General features: G+C 62.9%; 20 protein-coding genes. 10 read left to right on the top strand and 10 right to left on the bottom strand.

The genetic code is table 11. The annotated features are described in order from the left end of the window. The first annotated feature begins 319 nt into the window (after positions 1–319). From EJ076_RS28315 to EJ076_RS28300, 4 genes are all read left to right on the top strand, one after another. Entirely contained in the window at positions 320–784 is a 465-nt protein-coding gene (locus EJ076_RS28315) for a cupin domain-containing protein (protein ID WP_126070096.1), read from the top strand. A gap of 75 nt (positions 785–859) precedes the next feature. Further along, positions 860–1,252, top strand: coding sequence for a RidA family protein (locus EJ076_RS28310; protein WP_126070095.1), 393 nt, complete (start codon positions 860–862; stop codon positions 1,250–1,252). A gap of 294 nt (positions 1,253–1,546) precedes the next feature. Continuing rightward, positions 1,547–1,939: a RidA family protein gene (locus tag EJ076_RS28305; RefSeq protein ID WP_126070094.1), complete on the top strand. Its 393-nt coding sequence runs from the start codon at positions 1,547–1,549 to the stop codon at positions 1,937–1,939. 58 nt (positions 1,940–1,997) lie between these two features. After that, entirely contained in the window at positions 1,998–3,230 is a 1,233-nt protein-coding gene (locus EJ076_RS28300) for a hypothetical protein (protein ID WP_126070093.1), read from the top strand. Between the two features lie 54 nt (positions 3,231–3,284). Here the strand turns inward: EJ076_RS28300 and EJ076_RS28295 are convergent, their stop codons facing one another. Then, positions 3,285–3,476 (bottom strand): hypothetical protein, encoded by a 192-nt coding sequence (locus EJ076_RS28295; RefSeq protein WP_164548754.1) that lies wholly within the window; start codon positions 3,474–3,476, stop codon positions 3,285–3,287. A 194-nt stretch (positions 3,477–3,670) separates the two neighbouring features. On the opposite strand from EJ076_RS28295, the gene EJ076_RS28290 reads away from it, so the two are divergent. Beyond that, the gene (locus EJ076_RS28290; protein ID WP_126070091.1) at positions 3,671–4,846 is read left to right on the top strand and encodes an FAD-dependent monooxygenase; all 1,176 of its coding nucleotides are present in this window, start codon (positions 3,671–3,673) and stop codon (positions 4,844–4,846) included. A gap of 98 nt (positions 4,847–4,944) precedes the next feature. Here EJ076_RS28290 and carB read toward each other — a convergent pair whose 3' ends face one another. The 4 genes from carB to EJ076_RS28270 form a co-directional block, all read right to left on the bottom strand. After that, positions 4,945–8,448 (bottom strand): carbamoyl-phosphate synthase large subunit, encoded by a 3,504-nt coding sequence (gene carB / locus EJ076_RS28285; RefSeq protein WP_126070090.1) that lies wholly within the window; start codon positions 8,446–8,448, stop codon positions 4,945–4,947. Between the two features lie 262 nt (positions 8,449–8,710). Beyond that, positions 8,711–9,670, bottom strand: coding sequence for an SH3 domain-containing protein (locus EJ076_RS28280; RefSeq protein WP_109659969.1), 960 nt, complete (start codon positions 9,668–9,670; stop codon positions 8,711–8,713). 207 nt (positions 9,671–9,877) lie between these two features. Continuing rightward, positions 9,878–10,636 (bottom strand): metallophosphoesterase family protein, encoded by a 759-nt coding sequence (locus tag EJ076_RS28275; protein WP_126070089.1) that lies wholly within the window; start codon positions 10,634–10,636, stop codon positions 9,878–9,880. A gap of 61 nt (positions 10,637–10,697) precedes the next feature. Beyond that, positions 10,698–11,054 (bottom strand): helix-turn-helix transcriptional regulator, encoded by a 357-nt coding sequence (locus EJ076_RS28270; RefSeq protein WP_109659972.1) that lies wholly within the window; start codon positions 11,052–11,054, stop codon positions 10,698–10,700. A gap of 207 nt (positions 11,055–11,261) precedes the next feature. On the opposite strand from EJ076_RS28270, the gene EJ076_RS28265 reads away from it, so the two are divergent. Next, entirely contained in the window at positions 11,262–12,440 is a 1,179-nt protein-coding gene (locus EJ076_RS28265) for an MFS transporter (protein WP_126070088.1), read from the top strand. Positions 12,441–12,468: 28 nt separating this feature from the next. Here the strand turns inward: EJ076_RS28265 and EJ076_RS28260 are convergent, their stop codons facing one another. Beyond that, the gene (locus EJ076_RS28260; protein ID WP_126070087.1) at positions 12,469–12,927 is read right to left on the bottom strand and encodes a MarR family winged helix-turn-helix transcriptional regulator; all 459 of its coding nucleotides are present in this window, start codon (positions 12,925–12,927) and stop codon (positions 12,469–12,471) included. 218 nt (positions 12,928–13,145) lie between these two features. Between EJ076_RS28260 and EJ076_RS28255 the strand changes: the two genes are divergently transcribed. Next, positions 13,146–13,940: an SDR family oxidoreductase gene (locus EJ076_RS28255; RefSeq protein ID WP_109659978.1), complete on the top strand. Its 795-nt coding sequence runs from the start codon at positions 13,146–13,148 to the stop codon at positions 13,938–13,940. A gap of 21 nt (positions 13,941–13,961) precedes the next feature. Here EJ076_RS28255 and EJ076_RS28250 read toward each other — a convergent pair whose 3' ends face one another. After that, positions 13,962–14,561: a LysE family translocator gene (locus EJ076_RS28250; protein WP_126070086.1), complete on the bottom strand. Its 600-nt coding sequence runs from the start codon at positions 14,559–14,561 to the stop codon at positions 13,962–13,964. Positions 14,562–14,656: 95 nt separating this feature from the next. Between EJ076_RS28250 and EJ076_RS28245 the strand changes: the two genes are divergently transcribed. Next, positions 14,657–15,526 carry a LysR substrate-binding domain-containing protein gene (locus tag EJ076_RS28245; protein ID WP_126071160.1) on the top strand — a complete coding sequence of 290 codons (870 nt, stop codon included), beginning with the start codon at positions 14,657–14,659 and terminating at the stop codon, positions 15,524–15,526. Positions 15,527–15,586: 60 nt separating this feature from the next. Here the strand turns inward: EJ076_RS28245 and EJ076_RS28240 are convergent, their stop codons facing one another. The 3 genes from EJ076_RS28240 to EJ076_RS28230 all read right to left on the bottom strand — a co-directional run bounded on the left by EJ076_RS28240 (position 15,587) and on the right by EJ076_RS28230 (position 18,651). Beyond that, on the bottom strand, positions 15,587–16,237 hold the full coding sequence (locus tag EJ076_RS28240) for a dihydrofolate reductase family protein (RefSeq protein ID WP_126070085.1): 651 nt from the start codon (positions 16,235–16,237) through the stop codon (positions 15,587–15,589). Positions 16,238–16,345: 108 nt separating this feature from the next. Further along, positions 16,346–17,200, bottom strand: a complete 855-nt coding sequence (locus EJ076_RS28235; RefSeq protein ID WP_164548753.1) for a protein-L-isoaspartate O-methyltransferase — start codon at positions 17,198–17,200, stop codon at positions 16,346–16,348. Positions 17,201–17,286: 86 nt separating this feature from the next. Beyond that, a complete protein-coding gene (locus EJ076_RS28230) occupies positions 17,287–18,651 on the bottom strand; it encodes an Nramp family divalent metal transporter (RefSeq protein ID WP_109659987.1) in 1,365 nt (454 codons plus the stop codon). A gap of 227 nt (positions 18,652–18,878) precedes the next feature. On the opposite strand from EJ076_RS28230, the gene mntR reads away from it, so the two are divergent. Together mntR and EJ076_RS28220 are read left to right on the top strand one after the other, a co-directional pair. Continuing rightward, positions 18,879–19,331, top strand: a complete 453-nt coding sequence (gene mntR / locus EJ076_RS28225) for a manganese-binding transcriptional regulator MntR (RefSeq protein WP_109659988.1) — start codon at positions 18,879–18,881, stop codon at positions 19,329–19,331. A 99-nt stretch (positions 19,332–19,430) separates the two neighbouring features. After that, positions 19,431–19,619 carry a hypothetical protein gene (locus tag EJ076_RS28220; protein ID WP_109659990.1) on the top strand — a complete coding sequence of 63 codons (189 nt, stop codon included), beginning with the start codon at positions 19,431–19,433 and terminating at the stop codon, positions 19,617–19,619. Positions 19,620–19,621 lie beyond the last annotated feature (2 nt).

Raw genomic sequence — 19,621 nt, 5'->3', positions numbered from 1 at the left:
AGTTGAGGGTGGTTCAAAGTCGGCGCTCTACGGCGCCCCCCTCTGTCCTGCCGGACATCTCCCCCACAAGGAGGGAGATTGGCTGTCACCACGGCTTTCGCCAATTTTCAACATTGCAAGAAGAACGCCGGCGCCGAAGCTGCCAATCTCCCCACCTGTGGGGGAGATGTCCGGCAGGACAGAGGGGGGCGCCGTAGAGCGCCAGGGTGGATGCCTTACTGCTTCGCCAGCCCCGTTGGCAAACCAACTGCCGCAAAGTGGCTCTGTGCCTCCGCCCTTGGCGGACTACATTGCGGCCATCTACCAGAGGAAGCATCCCATGCCCAAGATCGACCTGTCCGCCGTGCCCGTCCGCAAAGGCTCCGGCTACCCCGCGCCCTTCGACGCCCCCTGTGCCGACCGTACCCGCCGCCGCCTTAGCGATGCCGGCGGCCTCAGCGATTTCGGCGTCAACTTGATGACCTTGCCGCCCGGCGGCTGGTCCAGCCAGCGCCACTGGCACAGCCATGAGGACGAGTTCGTCTATCTGCTGGAGGGCGAACTGACGCTGGTCGAGGATGGCGGCGAGACGCTGCTCAGGGCCGGCGACTGCGCGACGTTTGCCAAGAACAGCGGCAATGGCCATCACCTGATCAACCGGTCCGCCACGACCGCGCTTTATCTGGAGGTCGGCTCGCGCTTTCAGGACGATGTCATCACTTGCTCCGACATCGACATGATGAGCCCAAGCTCCGACGGGCGTTTCCTGCACAAGGATGGCACGCCGTATCCGGGGCAGGGGTGAGTCCTGGACCATGCGTCGCCGCTGGCGTTTCGCCGATGCCGGGATAAGCTCCCTGCAAACCCAGGGAGGAGTGCCATGAAGAAGGAAATCGTCGAAGTGCCGGTGCTGTCGGCCGCCGTGCGCGCGCTCGGCGTGCCGCTGTCGCTGGTGACCAGGGCCGCGGGGCTGGTCTTCGTCTCCGGCACGCCGCCGCTCGACATCTCGACCGGCAGGCTGGTCAAGGGCGACATCGAAACGCAGACCGAAGCGTCGCTGAAGGCGCTGAAGCACTGCCTGGAAGCGGCCGGCACTTCGCTGGACAATGTGGTGATGGTGCGCATCTACGCCGTCAATTCCGGCTTCTACAACGCCATCAACCGCGTCTATGCCAGGCATTTTCCCGAAAACCCGCCATCGCGGACCTTCGTGCCGGTGGCGTCATGGCCGATGGAGTTCGACATCGAAATCGAGTGCGTGGCAACGGCTTGAACCCTGGACCATGCGTCGGCGCTGGCGTTCCGCCAATGCCGGGATAAGCTCCCGGCAATTGAAGGTTGGCGCAAAGGCCCCCTCATCCGACCGCTTCGCGGCCACCTGTGCCTGGGCGAGTCACTTGCCTCGCCCGTCCTTCGGACCCCCGAGGGGAGAAGAGGTTGCGTTGGCGCTGGTTGGCGCCCGACGCTGACGGGCTCCTCTCCCCTCGGGGAGAGGTCAGCCGAGCGAAGCGGAGGCTGGGTGAGGGGGCCTTGGCGCCAGCCCATCTAAACCAGAGGGAGGATCACCATGAAGAAAGAAATCATCGAAGTGCCGGTCATGTCGGCCAAGGTGCGGGCGCTCGGCCTGCCCTGTTCGACGGCGGTCAAGGCCAACGGCTTCGTGTTCATCTCGGCGACGCCGCCGGTGGACATGGTGACCGGCGAGATGGTGCGCGGCGACATCGAAACGCAGACCGAGGCGTCGCTCAAGGCGCTGAAACATTGCCTGGAAGCGGCCGGCACCTCGCTGGACAATGTGGTGATGGTGCGCATCTACGCCGTCAACTCCGGCTTCTACAACGCGATTAACCGGGTTTATGCGAAGTACTTTTCGATGAGCCCGCCGGCGCGGAGTTTTGTGCCGGTGGCGTCATGGCCGATGGAGTTTGATATCGAGATCGAGTGTGTGGCTGTGGCTTGAGGCCGTACTGCGGCCTGCCGCGCTCGTATTCAGCGTTGCTGTGATTTTGCGCAGCGTGGTGACTATTGCTGTTGCTAAGCAAGAAGATGTTGGTAGCCTACAGTTTGATGTTGCGGGCGGATATCCACGGCGAATATGGTTCAATTTCAAACCATGTACTGTCTGCCACTTAAGGGGAATGGCAATGGAAAGAAAAAACCTACCTGAAAATAGAAAAATCAAATCTGGCCAGGATGCATCTGGAGATTTTGCTATCGTTCTTCCATGTGAACCGGATCAATTTGGAGAATTTATTGGAAAATTACTTGGAAAACCACAGGTAATTGAGAAAAGAATTACTGGAAATTTCATAATTGAGAGAAATAATGTTATAAATCTTTACCATTTGATAAACCAGCGTGTTGAGCAGCAGAACCATGGTGTTTTGGTTGGCTTCGGCATCACTATCTACTACGACGATAATTCTAACGTCAGGCTTGCTTCGATATCAGAGTTCGAGAATTATGCAGAGGTAAAAAACAGAATTTCTATAGGATTTAACCTATCTTGGACTTATTTGATTAAATTTAGTGAGAGCTTATCTCCTGAGAAGCAAGATATAGATTTGACTTTCACGACGCTCAGGAGTCGGTTTCGTCCCGACGAAATTGCATTTGTCAAGGTTGATGATGTAGATTCATATTTCGACGGGTGGCAGGGATTTAAATTGAGAGTCCAGCATACCGCTAGGTCGTGGGGTGTAGATATTGAATCTTTGGTTGAAGGTCATGTTTCCACGTTGCGCAGACTTCCTGTGACCGGTTTGAAGGGCTTTATGAGAAAATATAGAAGCTATACAGTAACTACTTTGACATCTTTATTTATTGCCTTTATGATATCCTCACTTATACTTGCTATAAGATCTTATTCTAGTGTTAAGACTGCAGAATACGAGAAGGAGATGTCATCCGTCCCTAGTTCGGCAGATAAAATAAGCCATGGGATGCAAATTATAATAAATCGGATCCTTAGTGGTGAGATCCAAATATATACCGCAATTGTTGTTGGGTACTCGATCTTGATTATTGCTTCTAGTATTATATTTATGGAAAAGCTTAGTTCTGTTATAAACAAAAGAAGGAGTGAAAGCGTTCTCCTTTTAACTGAGCAAGCAATAGATAATTATAATCATATGAAGAAAGCTGAAAGTAGATTTTGGATTGATATTGTTAGCGTAATTGGCCTTGGAATAATTAGTGGCATTGTTGCCAACTATATTTTCGCGGTGTTACCAAAGTTAATTATTGGATAAGCTCATGACATTTTGTTGCATTATTCTGTCAAGAAATTGGGGGCAGCATGAACCTCAGGCAAAATACTCCTGCAGCGGCCTGACTTCCAGGCTCCCCGCCTTCAGCGCCGCGATCGCTTCCGCCACCGCCGCCGCACCCGACAGCGTCGTGTAGTACGGCACTTTCTGCATCAGCGTTGCCCTGCGCAGCGACTTGGAGTCCGACACCGCCTTCTGGCCATCCGTGGTGTTGAAGACGATCTGCACCTGGCGGTTGCGGATGGCGTCTTCGATGTGGGGAGCCTTCCGGCATCTGCTTTATTTTCTCGGCGGCGACGCATGCCCTTCAACGCGGTTGCCGTTTGCCTGCGCTGCGCGCCGGCGTTAGGCTACCCCACGCTCGCGGGCGGCTACGGTGCCGGCGCGCCAAGGGGACTGACAATGCTTGAGCAGCCCGAGCCATGAGCACGAGCCCGCTACGCGTGGCGGTCGTTGGTGGCGGGATCGGCGGCGCCGCCACCGCTGCCGCCCTGCTTCAACGTGGTATGGACGTCCGTCTCTACGAGCAGGCGGCGGTGCTGGCCGAGGTTGGCGCCGGCGTCGCGATCCAACCGAACGGTGTGCGGATGCTTCGGCAGCTCGGCCTCGGCGACGAGTTGATCCGTTCGGGTGCCAGATGGATCGACCCGCAGTTTCGTCGCGCCGATGGCTCCTATGCGGCTGCGATGTGGCCGCCCGAGCTTGCCGGCCAGATCGAGTTCTACGGCATGCACCGCGCCGATTTGCTGGCAATGTTCGTCGACCGGCTACCTGCCGACATCGTCGAGGCTGGCCACAGATGCATCGGCTTCGAACAGGATGATGATGAGGCCGTCATCACTTTCGCCAATGGTGTGCGCAGCATGGCCGACGTTGTGATCGCGGCTGACGGCATCCATTCAACCCTTCAGCAGTTCGTCGTCGCCCCGTCCGCCCCGCTCTATTCGGGATCGGTCGCCTATCGAGGGGTGATATCGGCGGCTGATGTCTCGTGGCCGCCAGGAGCGATGCGCAACTGGCTCGGTGCAGGCAGGCACTTTCTCGTCTTTCCGGTGCGCGCAGGCACGCTCATCAACTACGTCGGCTTTGTCACGACCGATGAACCGATGAAGGAGTCATGGTCGGCACGGGGCGACCCCGCCGCCCTTGCCCGGGAGTTCGCCGGCTGGGACCCAATGGTCGAGACGATCATTGCCCAGGTGAAAGCGACGTTTCGCTGGGGCCTGTTCGATCGCGAGCCACTCGCAGCCTGGACGCGCGGGCGCCTGACCCTTTTGGGTGACGCCGCCCACCCGATGCTGCCGCACATCGGACAAGGAGCCAATCAGGCGATCGAGGACGCCGTTGCCTTGGCGACGGTGCTGAGCCACGCAGACCGCAAGTCAGCCCCAAGGGCGCTGCTGCTCTACGAGCAACTGCGGCGCGAGCGCACTGCCGGCGTCCAGCGCATGTCGCGCGTGAGTGGTGCTCGCTATGACGCCTCTAGCGGCGACTTGCATAGCCGCGACCGCAAGCTTGACGCCCAGCGGCAGGAACGCGCCTGGGTCTGGAATTACGACGCCTATGCCGAAGCCGAGGCCGCCGCCGCTTCGCTCTAAAGCGCGTCGCGTTTGAGCGGATTCAGGCGACGCGCTTTAGGTCTTTGCTTTATGCATGTCGTTCTCGCAAAACCGGGGCCACTTTTGCGCGACATGCATTAGGCAAAATACTCCTGCAGCGGCCTCACTTCGAGGCTCCCCGCCTTCAGCGCCGCGATCGCTTCCGCCACCGCAGCCGCACCCGACAGCGTCGTGTAATACGGCACCTTCTGCATCAGCGTGGCTCTCCGCAGCGACTTCGAATCCGACACTGCCTTCTGGCCATCAGTCGTGTTGAAGACGATCTGTACCTGGCGGTTGCGGATGGCGTCTTCGATGTGCGGGCGGCCTTCCAGCACCTTGTTGATCTTCTGGGCGTCGACGCCGTTTTCGGCGAGGAAGCGTTGCGTGCCGGAGGTTGCCAGCACCTTGAAGCCGAGGCCGGCCAGGCGCTTCACCGCCGGCAGAATGCCCTTTTTGTCTTCGTCACGCACCGAGACGAACAGCGTGCCGGAGCGCGGCAGGTCGACGCCGGCGCCGAGCTGGCTCTTGGCGAAGGCCAGCGCGAAGTCGCGGTCGAGGCCCATGACCTCGCCGGTCGAGCGCATTTCCGGGCCGAGCAGGATGTCGACGCCGGGGAAACGGGCAAAGGGGAACACCGCTTCCTTGACCGCGATGTGGCCGGGGTTCCTGGGGTCGGGCATGGCGCCGTAATGGGCGAAGGCGTCTTCGAGTGTCTCGCCGGCCATGATGCGGGCCGCAATTTTCGCGATGGGACGCCCGATGGTCTTGGCGACGAAAGGCACGGTGCGCGAGGCGCGCGGGTTGACCTCCAGCACATAGACCGTGCTGTCCTTGATCGCGTACTGCACGTTCATCAGCCCGCCGACATTGAGCGCGCGGGCCAGGGCCGCCGTCTGGCGCTCCAGCTCGTCGACCAGCTCCGAAGGCAGCGAGTGCACCGGCAGCGAGCAGGCACTGTCGCCCGAATGGATGCCGGCCTCCTCGATATGCTCCAATATGCCGGAGACGAAAGTCGACTTGCCGTCGCAGAGGCAGTCGACATCGACCTCGATGGCGCCACTGAGATAGGTGTCGAACAGCAGCGGGTTCTTGCCCAAGAGCGTGTTGATCTGGCCGGTCTTGTCGTTGGGGTATTTCTGCTTGATGTCCTCCGGCACCAGGCCGGGCACGGTGTCGAGCAGATAGGATTGCAGCATACCCTCGTCGTGGATGATCTGCATGGCGCGGCCGCCAAGCACATAGGACGGGCGCACGACCAAGGGGAAGCCGAGCTCGCCGGCAACGAGGCGGGCCTGCTCGACCGAATAGGCGATGCCGTTCTTCGGCTGGGTCAGGCCGAGCTTGTGCAGCAGCTTCTGGAAGCGGTCGCGGTCTTCGGCCAGATCGATCATGTCGGGCGAGGTGCCGAGGATCGGGATGCCGGCCTTCTCCAGCGCATCGGCGAGCTTCAGCGGTGTCTGGCCGCCGAACTGGACGATGACGCCGACCAGCTCGCCTGAAGCCTGTTCGGCGCGCAGGATCTCCAGCACGTCTTCCGCCGTCAGCGGCTCGAAATAGAGCCGATCGGAGGTGTCGTAGTCGGTCGACACGGTCTCGGGGTTGCAGTTGATCATGATCGCTTCATAGCCGGCGTCGCGCAGCGCAAAGGCCGCATGGCAGCAGCAATAGTCGAACTCGATGCCCTGGCCGATGCGGTTGGGGCCGCCGCCGAGGATGACGACTTTTTTCCGCGACGAGACCTGCGCCTCGTTGGCCAGCGCGCCGGCGAACGGAACTTCATAGGTCGAGTACATGTAGGCGGTGGGCGAGGCGAACTCGGCCGCGCAGGTGTCGATGCGCTTATAAACCGGATGAACGTCGAGCTTTTCGCGAATCTTCGCAATCACTTCGACGTCTGTTTTCGTCAATGACGCGAGGCGGGCGTCCGAGAAACCCATCGCTTTCAGCATGCGCAGATTGACGGCGTCCTCGGGGATGCCGTGCTCGCGGATGCGGGCCTCCATGGCGACGATGCCGGCGATCTGCTCGAGGAACCACGGGTCGATCTTGCACATGGCGTGCACGTCTTCCAGCGAGGTGCCCATGCGGATTGCCTGCGCCACCATGCGCAGCCGGTCGGGCGTCGGCGTGCCCAATGCGGCGCGGATGGCGTTGCGGTCGTCGGCATGATTGGCGGTCGCGGCACCATAGCCGAGGCCGGGGATCTCGATCTCGTCGAGGCCGGTGAGGCCGGTCTCCAGTCCACGCAGGGCTTTCTGCAGCGATTCCTGAAAGGTGCGGCCGATGGCCATGACTTCGCCGACCGACTTCATGGCGGTGGTCAGCACCGGCTCGGCGCCGGGGAATTTCTCGAAGGCAAAACGCGGGATCTTCGTCACGACGTAATCGATCGACGGCTCGAAGGAGGCAGGCGTGGCGCCGCCGGTGATGTCGTTCTCCAGCTCGTCCAGCGTGTAGCCGACGGCGAGCTTTGCGGCGATCTTGGCGATCGGGAAACCGGTCGCCTTCGAAGCCAAGGCAGATGAGCGCGAGACGCGCGGGTTCATCTCGATGACCACCAGGCGGCCATCGGCCGGGTTGACGGCGAACTGCACGTTGGAGCCGCCGGTCTCGACGCCGATCTCGCGCAGCACCGCGATCGAGGCGTTGCGCATCATCTGGTATTCTTTGTCGGTGAGCGTCAGGGCAGGGGCGACGGTGATCGAGTCGCCGGTGTGCACGCCCATCGGGTCGATGTTCTCGATCGAGCAGACGATGATGCAATTGTCCGCCTTGTCGCGGACGACCTCCATCTCATACTCCTTCCAGCCGAGCACGCTCTCCTCGATCAGCACTTCGGTGGTCGGCGAGGCGTCGAGGCCGGACTGGACGATCTCGTAGAATTCGGCGCGGTTGTAGGCGATGCCGCCGCCGGTGCCGCCCATGGTGAAGGACGGGCGGATGATGGCGGGCAGGCCAACATGGTCGAGCGCCTGCGCCGCGATCGCCATGCCATGGCTGATGTAGCGCTGCTTGCGGTCGCCTTCGCCGAGGTTCCAGCGGGTTTCCAGCGCGTCGAGCGCGGCGTCGAGATCGGCGGGGGCCTCGGCCTTGACCGCGGCGCGCTCGGCCTCATGCGTCTTGCGGTCGGTGTTCTTGACGTCGGTGGCGTTGGCCAGCATCGACTTCGGCGTTTCCAGCCCGATCTTCTTCATCGCCTCGCGAAACAGCGCGCGGTCCTCGGCCTTGTCGATGGCCGTTGCATCGGCGCCGATCATCTCGACATTGTAGCGCTCGAGCACGCCCATGCGGCGCAGCGACAAAGCGGTGTTGAGCGCGGTCTGGCCGCCCATGGTCGGCAGCAGTGCGTCGGGCCGTTCCTTGGCAATGATCTTGGCGACGACTTCAGGCGTGATCGGCTCGATATAGGTGGCATCGGCCAGTTCCGGGTCGGTCATGATGGTGGCCGGGTTGGAATTGACCAGGATGACGCGAAAACCCTCTTCCTTCAGCGCCTTGCAGGCCTGGGTGCCGGAATAGTCGAACTCGCAGGCCTGGCCGATGACGATGGGGCCGGCCCCGATGATCAGGATCGACTTGATGTCAGTGCGTCTTGGCATGTCATAGGTCCGTTTGGCGGGCGGCTTGCACAAAAAACCGGGACGGGAAGACCCGGCCGGTTGTGCTCGCGATTCTGGTATCAGGCTAGGAGGGCCTTATAGGGAAGAGTTTGACTGATGTAACCCCGAAAATGAGGGATTGGGCAGTAGGGCAGTAGGGCAGTAGGGCAGTAGGGCAGTAGGGCAGTAGGGCAGTAGGATGGCTTCGTGCGCCTTCTAAAACATACTGCCTTACTGCCCTACTGCCTTACTCCCCTAAATTCTAATCCCCCAGCGCCAGCTGATCCGTGATCTCGAAGCGTTCGGACACGCCGACGCGGATCATGTTCAGGCTGCCTTCGCGGGTGAAGCGGAAGTCGCTGGGCGCGTCGGAGCCTGCCGGCTGGCCGGCGACGAAGGAGATGATACGCGTGCCGCCGTCTGGCCAGGTGATCGTGACGTCGGCCTTGTCGCTGCCCTTGCGCACGACGCTGACCGCGCAACGCGTCATCGGTTCGCCGACATAGCGGGCACACGGAATTTCATTGGCGGCATGGCCGGACGGCGGTTCCAGCCGCGCGACGGTCTGCGAGTCAGGTGGCGGGGCAGTGGATGCCCGGGCCGCGACCGGCTCTTCGATCTCGCCGGTCGTCGGGTTTTCCTGCGCAGCGAAAGCCAGGCCGTAGGCATCCTGCATGGCCGTCCGGCCGATTTCGGCGGCTGATTTCTGCGTGCTTTCGGCGCCGGTCACCGGATCGGCGCCGCCAAGCCGCGCCGTCAGGTCGGGCGGTGGCTGTGGCTGTGCAGGGATATCCGAGCCGGTGGCGACAGCATCCGCGCTGTTTGCCGCGGCGGGTGCATCGGCCGGTTTTGTCTCGCCTTCGACATAGGGGGCCGGATTGAGCGGGATGAGGTAGCGCGCCGGCGCCCATCCGCTGGCCTTCGGATCGTCGGATTCAACCTTGCACCACTGATGGCCGTCAATGTCGTTGCAACCGAGATTTTTCACACGCGCACCACTGGCCAGGCGTGTCTCGGTCTTGCCGATCGGCGATGGCTTGGTGCGGAGATTGAGAAGATCATCCGGCGCCAGGCCGGTCACGATGGAGATGACGAGTTCCGGCGCCTCTTCGGCCATCTCTTCAGCCATAGTGGGGGCAATGGCCAGCCATGCCGCCATCAGCAGCGGCACAGCAATCAGCGCATGCAGGGTTGTTCGGAGCGTAACTGTGCGCCTCATCATTTGGCCGTGCGCGGATACTCAAAGACACCATGCCGCGACGGATCGAGCCCGCCGCATGCCCGGCCGGTTTTATAAGGGACGACGCGCCGCCATGTAAGTCCGAAAATTCGACCGCCGTTTCGCCTGTGCCAGCCCACCCACCAGACGGTGAGCCAGTTCAGCCGGGCGGCACGAACGCGGTGCGTTCAGCCTGAGGCATGAGCAAGCTCAGCCTGACATAAATCCGGTCCTGAGCCCGTGAGCCCATTCCGGCCGGCCCGCTTGTTCGGCCTGTCTGGCCGCGGCCTCATGGTCGTAGTCGACGGCGATGGCCTCGAAGCGGTCGGGCCGGTCGCCACCACCCAAGGTGACGATGCCATAGCGCGCATGCGGCGAGCCCTGTTCGGAGACATGCGCCGGCGGCGTCGAATCGTCGTAGGCGGGGCAGCCGATGCTGCCCGGATTGAAGATGACGGGACCATCGGGGATGCGGATCAGTTCCGGGCGGTGGCTGTGGCCGCACAGCGCGATGCGGTAGGCGGGGTCGAGCACCTTCAGCCGGCGCCGGATTGCCGCCAGCGGCGCGCGCACCAACTGGCCATTGACGATCGTATCGGCGAGATATTTCTCGTCGTGGTCGGGGCGGGCGTGGAAGGCGATGACGCCGGGAGTGATCTCCAGCGTCAGCGGCTGGGCGAAAAGCACCTGGCGCTGTGCCTCGGTCAGCCGCTCCTGCGCATAGACATCGGAGGCCCACATGGTCTCATCGGCCGGGTCGGCGGCGACGCGGCGGTCGTGGTTGCCGCGCACCGTCGGCAGGTTCAGCGCCTGCAGCCGTTCCATCGTTTCACGCGGCCACAGCGGGCCGGAAACGCTGTCGCCGAGATTGACGGTCAGATTCGCGCCGCCGCGCAGACGCAAATCCTCAAGCACGGCGTCCAGCGCCAGCACATTGCCATGGATATCGGCGAGGACGGCGATGCGCATAAGGGGAGCTCCGTGGATGAGGCAGCGTTCCCCTCCCCGTTTCGCGGGGGCGAGGAACACCTCAGGCGTGGATTTCGATATCGTGGCCGCCGACCGCCGGCAAAGCGGGATCGTCGCCTGCCGCGGCGATGACGCTGTCGAGCAGGCCGGGGAAGCGGGCGTCGAGATCGGCGCGGCGCAGCGTGATCATGCGGTTGGTTCCGACCACCTCGGCGCGGGTGACGCCGGCCTCGCGCAGTTTGGCCAGGTGGTAGCTCAGATTGGTCTTCGAGCCGAGATCGAGGAACTGGCTGCAGTTCAGCGGCACGCCTTGCTTGCTGGCGAGATAGCGCACGATGGCGAGCCGGGTCGGGTCGCCGAGCACGCCAAGCACGATCGGCAGGCTGATCTGGTCCGTATTGGGGTGTGGCAAGGTCATGGCTCGAAACTAAGCACAGTCGGGGCCGATTTCAACGCATCCGTCCTTTTGTGCCCGTACACACTGTTTCTCCGCTTCGCGACCGTGCTGACCGACCGTGCTGACACAGTGCTGTCAGGAGGGTTCTGCTATTTTCCCCTGACTTCATTGACATCATGCCCTGTTATGTCCAATTGTTCAATAACTTTTGAACTAAGGATATCAGCCATGGACAAGCGCCTCTTCTGGCTTGCGCTCGGATCGTTCACGATCTCGACCGAAGGCTTTGTCATCTCCAGCCTTCTGCCCGATATCGCGGCAGACGCCGGCATCTCCATTCCGCTGGCCGGCACGCTGATCACCGCCTTCGCACTCGCTTACGCGGTCGGTACGCCGATCCTGGCGACGCTGACCGGCGAATGGGACCGGCGCCGCGTCATCCTGTGGACGCTGGTGTTCTTCGTCCTCGGCAACATCGCCGCCGCCCTGAGCTCCTCCTTCGAACTGCTGCTGATTGCGCGCATCGTCATGGCGCTGTCGTCGGGCCTGTTCGCCGCAACCGCGCAAGGAACCGCGGTGGCGCTGGTCGATGACCATCACCGGGCGCGTGCCATCGCCGTCGTCGTCGGCGGCACGACAGTGGCCGTTGCGGTCGGCGCACCGCTCGGCGCCCTCGTTGCGGCCTTCGCCGGCTGGCGCGGCACCTTCTATGCCATCGCCGGGCTCGGTGCGCTTGCCGGTGCGATCCTGTGGTACCGACTGCCGCAGGGCATCGTTGGCACCAGGCTGCCCTTGAAGCGCAGGCTGGCGGCTGCGATGCGTCCAGGCGTGATGCCGATCCTTTTGACGACAGTGCTGGCGCTGATCGGCGCCTTCACCGTCTTTGCCTATGTCGCGCCATTGGCCATCGAGGGCGGCGGGCTCAGCCAGATCGCGCTGCCCGGCATGCTGCTCGCCTTCGGCGTCGGCGCCGTCATCGGCAACATTGCCGGCGGCCAGGCAGCCGATCGGTTTGGCGCGACGCATACCGTTGGCTGGTCGCTGGCGCTGAGCGCCGCCATGCTGGTCTTGCTGTCGGTCATACCGACCTTCCTGCCGCACCATATTGCCGGGCCGGCGCTGATGGCGATGATGGTGCCGTGGGGCATCGTCGGCTGGGCGTTCCCACCAGCGCAGGCGAGCCGCATCATCAAGCTGGCGCCCGATGCCGCCCCGATCGTGCTGTCGCTCAACGCCTCGGCGCTTTATCTCGGCGTGGCGCTGGGCGCCGTGGTCGGTGGTGCGGTGCTGCGCTACGGCGCGCCGGCCGATCTCGGCCTGGTCGCCGCGATCTTCCCGATCATCGCGCTGGGCATCGTACTGGCCGGCCGTTGGGTGGCCCGGCCGGCCGCCATGCCGGCTGAGTAGGTCCTGTTGGCAACGCCGGCCCAACGCCTCAGGGCGTGGCCGGCGGCAGATCGAAATCCAGCGCGGCGATCTCATCCAGAGCCGCGCGTAGCCTTTCCGCCTTGTCCTTGCCGGCCACGTCCTCGAAACGCTGCTGGGCGATGTGCCACAGCTTCATCGCCTCATCGAGCTTGACCAGACCCTGCGGCGTCAACCGCACGCGCTTGATGCGGCGGTCGTCCGGGTCGGCGAAGGTCTCGACATAGCCGTCGCGGATCAGCGGCTTCAGCGTATGGCCGAGCGCCGACAGGTCCATGATCAGCGACGCGGCGATGGCGCCCATCGCCGGCTCGTCGCCGATATGGATCTGGTAGAGCAGGCCCTGCTGCGTGGCCTTCAGGCCCGAAGGAGCCATGACATCATCATAGAACTGGCCGAGCTTGCGCGCCGCTCGACGCAGCATAGCGTTGTTGCAGAGGGTCAGGCCGGGCAGGGTGTCCTTTGACATGATGGGTCCTTGGCGCCGACGAATGATATCCGGCCGCTGCCTCCCAAATAATCCTCGTTACGATCATTGACAAGATAGTGGCATATGCCTATTTCGCCATTAGTGGTATATGCCACTAATTGAAATCAGATGGCTTTGCCGGCAAGGCGAGGGTGATTGCCCACGGTGCCGGCGGCCAGGTCGAAACGAAGCAAATCAGTCGAAGAAGGAACAGGACAATGAGTGGACAGAGCAACAAGGGCACGGCGGTCGTCACCGGTGCTTCGGCGGGCATCGGCGCGGTCTATGCGGACCGGCTGGCAGGGCAGGGCTACGATTTGGTGCTGGTGGCGCGGCGCGCCGACCGGCTGGAAGAACTGGCCGAGAAGCTGCGTTATGCCTACGGCCGCAAGGTCAGCGTGATCAGCGCCGATCTCGCCGACGACAATGACGTCCGTCGCGTCGAGCAGGCAGTATCAGCCGACGAGAGCGTGACGCTGCTGGTCAACAATGCCGGCATTGGTGGTGCGCAGGTGGTGGCGACGGCAGACGCCGATGCGGCCGAGCGCATGATCAAGGTCAATGTCATCGCCTTGACACGCCTGACCCGCGCCGTGCTGCCGGGGTTTTTGGCGCGCAACCGTGGCGCTGTCGTCAACATCGCCTCGGTGCTCGCCTTCGACACCTCGTTCGGCGGGATCTACAGCGGCACCAAGGCCTACGTCGTCAACTTCACCGAGGCCCTGCAGCGCGAGGTCGCGGGTACCAAGGTGAAGGCCCAGGTGGTGCTGCCCGGCGCGACCCGGACGGATTTCTGGGAAATTGCCGGCAGCGATATCGACCAGCTTCCGAAGGAAATCATCATGACGGCCGACGATCTGGTCGATGCCGCACTTGTCGGCCTGGCCAAGGGCGAAGCCGTTACCGTGCCGGGGCTTGCCGACGCCGCCAAGCTCGACACGTTCCTTGGCGCACGGCAGGCCTTCTACGGCAGCCTGCACGCCGACAAGCCAGCGGCACGCTACGCGGCTTGAAGCAAGGCGTGGCGGTTGGCATTACGCCGACCGCCACATCGGGACGATCGAGGCGGCCAGCACCAGTGCCAGCACGATGTTGAGCGCGCGCCATTGCCATTCGGTCTTGAGCAGCCGGGCAAGCAGCATGCCGGCCACGCACCACAGCGACAGCGAGGCGGCGGCCGCGAGGCCGAAGGTGGCGCCGAGCAGCAGCGCGAGTTGCATCGGCCCGCTGGCCAGGGCCGCGAACGAGGCTGCGGCGCCCAGCCCCATCGCCCAGCCCTTGGGGTTCATCCATTGGATGCCGGCGCCGCCGAGAAAGCTGTTCGGTCTGGCCATGGTCACATCCAGATTGGGCGGTCCGCTGCGACCGATCTTGATCGCCAGCCAGACGAGATAGAGCGAGCCGATGACCTTCATCGCCAGCTGCAGCGAGGGCACGGCAAGCAGCAGGCCGGCGAGCCCGGCGGCAGCGGCACCCGTCACCGTGGCAAGGCCAGCGGCGCTGCCGACCAGCAAGGGCACGGAACGGCGAAAGCCGAACTGCGCGCCGGACGCGGTCGACAGGGTCGTGGCGATGCCGGGCGTGGTGGTGGCAACGATGGCAAACAGGACGAGAGGGATGATGGGCTCGAACATGCAGCTTCCTCTGTGGGACCGCCATCGTAGCCGTGCACTAACTTCAGTAAATGCAATGTTTGCTATGCTTGGCATTAGGATACATAATGCCAAGCATGATCCGAAATCTCGACATGGCGCTGATCCGCACCTTCGTGACCGTCGCCGACAAGGCCAGCATGACGGCGGCGGCCAATGCGCTGCACCTGACGCAAGGTGCTGTCAGCCAGCAGGTCAAGCGGCTCGAGGAGGCGCTCGGTTCCAGCCTGTTTGAGCGCGATCGGCGCGGCTTGCGGTTGACGCGTGCCGGCGAACAGCTGTTCGGCAAGGGCAAGCGTCTGCTTGGCCTCAATGACGAAATCTGGGCCGAAATGGCAGGTACGCCGATGGCCGGGCAGGTGCGGCTCGGCGTGCCTTACGACCTTGTCGGCACCTTGCTGGCGCCGGTGCTGAAAACCTATGCCGAGACCTATCCGCAGGTCGAGATATCGTTGGTCTGCGCCTCGTCGCCGGAACTGACTGCTGCCCTTGCGGCCGGGACCATCGACCTTGCGGTGATCGAGGAACGCGTCGGTCCGTCGGCGGGCGAATGCCTTGCCATCGACCGGCTGGTCTGGGTCGGCGCCAAGGGCGGCGTTGCCCGCGCCAAGCGGCCGCTGCCGGTGTCGATCGTCGCCGACACCTGCGCTTTCCGCCCAGCGGTGCTGGCGGCGCTCAGCGAGCATGGGCTGGAGTGGCGCACAGTGTTCGAAAACGGCAACATCGACGCGACGACGGCGACGGTGCGGTCGGACCTTGCGGTGACCACATGGCTGGCCTCCACGGTGCCGGCCGATCTCGACATATTGCCATCTGAGTCAGGCCTGCCGCCGCTGCCGAATTTCTCGATCAACCTGCATTTGCCAAGGCATGGAGTCGGCCCGGCGGCGAAGGAATTCGCACGCCATATCCGCGATGGGCTGGCGCGGCGGCCGCAGGCGGCTTGAGCCAGGCAGAACTTGGTTTCCTCTCCCCCACATTCGTGGGGGAGAGGAAATCGGTGCTGGCTACTTCCAATTCCTGCGCCGCTCGAGCTCGGCCTCCGACGGCTCGCCTGTGACAAACGACCCAACCTTGATCTCGCCTGATCGTTCGTAGGTCGCCATGATGACGCCGGTGCTGGAGGCTTGCGACTTGATAAGCTTGAAGGCGGCCGGCATCGTGCCATCGCCGAACAGCCGCTTGCCCTTGCCCAGCAATAGCGGGAAGATCATCAGCCGGATCTCGTCGATCAGCCCGTTGGCGAGCAAGGTCTGGATCAGATTGCCCGATCCCTGGATGAGCAAGTCAGGTCCATCCTCCTGCTTGAGGCGGCGCAACGTCGCGACGATATCCGGCCCAAGCGATTGCGTGTTCTGCCAGGTCAGGGTGTCAGGCCGATGCGTCGCCACATATTTGGTCGCAGGGTTGAAGGCATCCGCGATCGGATCTTTCTGATACGGCCAGTACGCGGCGAAGATGTCGTAGGTTCTGCGGCCGAGCAGCAGGGCGAAGGGTTTGGAGAAGAGTTCATCCATTGCCACGCCCGCCACCTCGTCAAAGTAGTGGAAGGTCCAGCCGCCGAACTTAAAGCCGCCGACCGGGTCCTCTTCCGGACCGCCGGGCGCCTGCATGACGCCGTCGAGGCTGACGAATGTCGCAGCGATGATCTTTCTCATTCCAATCTCCCGTTTCTTCAACCCACGCCGTCGTGGCCGGACTTCAACCCAAGGACGGGCGACCGCCTACCGGTCCGACAGGACATGTGAAATTTTGGCAAGCCACCGTCATTTGCGAGGTCCGGTGCGCGGTCTGGCGTCGATATTTTTCGACGAGAACCAGACATCGCCGAAGATCGCGGTGGCGGTGCGGTCCGGCGCCTTGTCCTGCACCAGCCAGATAGAGCGGCTGCTCGCGGCCTGCTCGCGCGTCGGGATCGTCGCCGCAGGGTCGGCAATCGAGGCGCCGACACAGGGAATGAACCACGATCGCATGAACGGATCGCAGGCGAAGCCGTTTTCGGTGCGGGTCACCATCACCGCCAGCGGGACGCGCTCGGCCGGGCGCCAGGGAAAGATCATGCGGCCGCGTGGCCGCAACGCCTTCAGCCACCCAGCCGGCGGTGCAGCAACGCCCGCATTGACATAGATGATGTCGGATGCCGGCAACGGCGTCGTCACGGCATCGCCATGGATGACAGTCGCATTGCCATAGGTTTCGAGATTTTGTCGCGCCAGATCGGCCAGCTTTTCGTCGAGTTCGAAAGCGTTGACGGTGCCGCCGGGCGACACCAGCCGGGCCAGCACGGCGGTGTAGTAGCCGGTGCCGGCCCCGATATGGCAAACGGCTTCGCCGGGTTTTGGTGCGAGCTTTCCGATCCACATGGCGTGCAGGAACGGCTCGCCATTGTTGATGCCCTTGTCGTCGTCGAGCGCCACCAGCACGTTCTGGTAGATGTGGGCCGGATCGGCGCTCGGCGTCGTGACCTTGCCGTTGCCGGCGATGATCGTCCACGGTCCGGGACCGAGAAACGCTTCGCGCGGCACCTCGCCGAAAACCGTCTCCAGGCGCGGATCGGGCGAGGAGGCGTTGGCGGCCATCAGCCGCGCGTAGAATTTCCTGATGTCTTCGATCCGGGTCATGATGCCGGAGAACATAGCGCGGATTGCCGATTTGTCGCGAGGCTACCCTCTGCGCAGAGGGCAGCCGGCTCTCGGCGAGGCGGCGCTCAGCCGACCCCGAATATGGTATCGTAAAGCAGCTTGAAGTTAAGCACCAGGATGATCGCGGCAACCACCCAGGCAAGGGCTGCGACGCCGCGCGGAATGGCGAGGTTGCCCATCTTCTTCTTGTCTGAGACGAACTGTACCAGTGGGACGACCGCGAAGGGCAACTGCATCGACAGGATCACCTGGCTGAACACCAGCAACTGGCCGGTGCCCTTTTCGCCATAGAGCGCGGTGACGATCACCACCGGGACGATGGCGAGGCCGCGCGTCAGGAGCCGGCGTGCCCAGTTGGGAATGCGCAGGCGCAGGAAGCCTTCCATGATGATCTGGCCGGCAAGCGTTGCGGTCACCGTCGAGTTCAGGCCGGATGCCAGCAGAGCGACGGCGAACAGGATCGATGCGATGCTGAGGCCGAGCAGCGGCGACAGCAGCTCGAAGGCCTGGCTGATTTCGGCGACATCCTGGTGGCCGGTGTTGTGGAAGGCGACCGCCGATACGATCAGGATCGAGGCGTTGACGAACAAAGCCAGCATCAGGGCGATGGTCGAGTCCGTCGTTGCCCATTTGATGGCGTCGCGCTTGCCCTTGTCGGTGCGTTCATAGGCGCGGGTCTGCACGATCGAGGAGTGCAGATAGAGATTATGCGGCATGACGGTGGCGCCGATGATGCCGATGGCGATGTAGAGCATCGCCGGATTTGTGACGATTTCCGACGACGGCACGAACATGGCATGCAGGATCGAGCCGGCCGGCGGGGCGGCGACGAAGATTTGGATGGCGAAGCAGCTGAAGATGATGATCAAAAGCGCGATGACGAAGGCTTCGAGATAGCGGAAGCCCTTGTTCATCAGCAGAAGCACGAGGAAGGCGTCGAGCGCCGTCAGCATCGCGCCGCCGATCAGAGGAATGCCGAACAGAAGCTGCAGCGCGATCGCCGTGCCGATGACCTCGGCCAGGTCGCAAGCGATGATGGCCAGCTCGCAGGCGATCCACAGCACGAAGTTGACCGGACGCGGATAATAGGCGCGGCAGGCCTGGGCAAGGTCGCGGCCGGTGGCGATGCCGAGCCGTGCTGCCAGCGCCTGCAGCAGGATCGCCATCAGGTTGGACAGCATGATGATGAACAGCAGCGTGTAGCCGAACTGCGCGCCGCCGGCGAGGTCGGTCGCCCAGTTGCCTGGGTCCATATAGCCGACCGAGACCATGTAGCCGGGACCCATGAAGGCGAACAGGCGACGGAACCAGACGCCCGAATTCGGCACCGCGATGGAGGAATTGACTTCGCGCAGGCTGGGCTGTTCGTCCTCGTCGGGCCCGGCGAACCGCCATGAGGAACGGGAGGCTGTGGCTTCGGCTTCGGACATGAGGGGAGGCTTTCCGCGAAACTGGGCGATGTTCCCTTAAGCTATGCCACGGCTCAACATTATGCAATATGCTATATTTCATTGTTCGTGCTTTTTATTGAGCTGCTGCCAATGTGCGAAAGGGGGCCGGCGGTTGCGCCTGTGGGGGAATGCAAATAAACGGCCTGAAGAATCAGAGCCCGTGCTATAAAAGCAGCGACGGCTAAAACTCCGAGGAGGAGCGCGTAGTGGCGCTGAAGAACAGACCAGTCCCGCGCGAGCCACTGCCTGACGCCAACGTCCATTCGGAGGGCTTCCGGCAGACGCGCGAAGCGCGCCGCAGCGCGCTGGTCGAGGACTATGTCGAGTTGATCGCCGACCTGATCGAGGACGGCAACGAGGCGCGCCAGGTCGACATCGCAGCAAGGCTTGGCGTTGCCCAGCCGACCGTGGCCAAGATGCTGAGCAGGCTGTGCGCCGACGGTCTGGTGTCGCGAAAACCCTATCGCGGCGTGTTCCTGACCGATGCCGGGCGCAAGGTCGCGGAGGAAAGCCGCATCCGCCACCACACGGTGGAAGCCTTTTTGCGCTCGCTCGGCGTCAGTGCCGAAACGGCGCGCATCGATGCCGAGGGTATCGAGCATCATGTCAGCGCCGAGACGCTGGAAGCTTTTCGGAAGGCGATGACGGCGGCGCGCTGAGCCGCACCCGCCGCCGGATTTCCACTGCCTCCGGAACCCTCGCACGCCAAGCACGTTGCTTCTGACACCCGCGCAAGTCGCGCGGCAAGGGAGGAAGCGATGGGCGTTGAACAGGCACCGACCGCAAAGGGCAAGCAAGCGGCCAAGGGACTGAAACAGGCGGCGGCGAAGGACGAGCGCAAGACCGAGGCCGAAACCGGCCATCCGCTGAAAAAGGGCGCGGCGCGTTTCGAGGAGCGTTCGAAGAGCTCCGACGGCAAGAGTGCCGGCGCCAAGCAGAAAGATTAGAC

It is taken from the genome of Mesorhizobium sp. M7D.F.Ca.US.005.01.1.1, assembly GCF_003952545.1.
GTDB classification, from domain to species: Bacteria; Pseudomonadota; Alphaproteobacteria; order Rhizobiales; family Rhizobiaceae; genus Mesorhizobium; species Mesorhizobium loti.
Note: the sequence above shows the minus strand (reverse complement) of the source record. Positions and strands in the feature narration are given on the sequence as shown.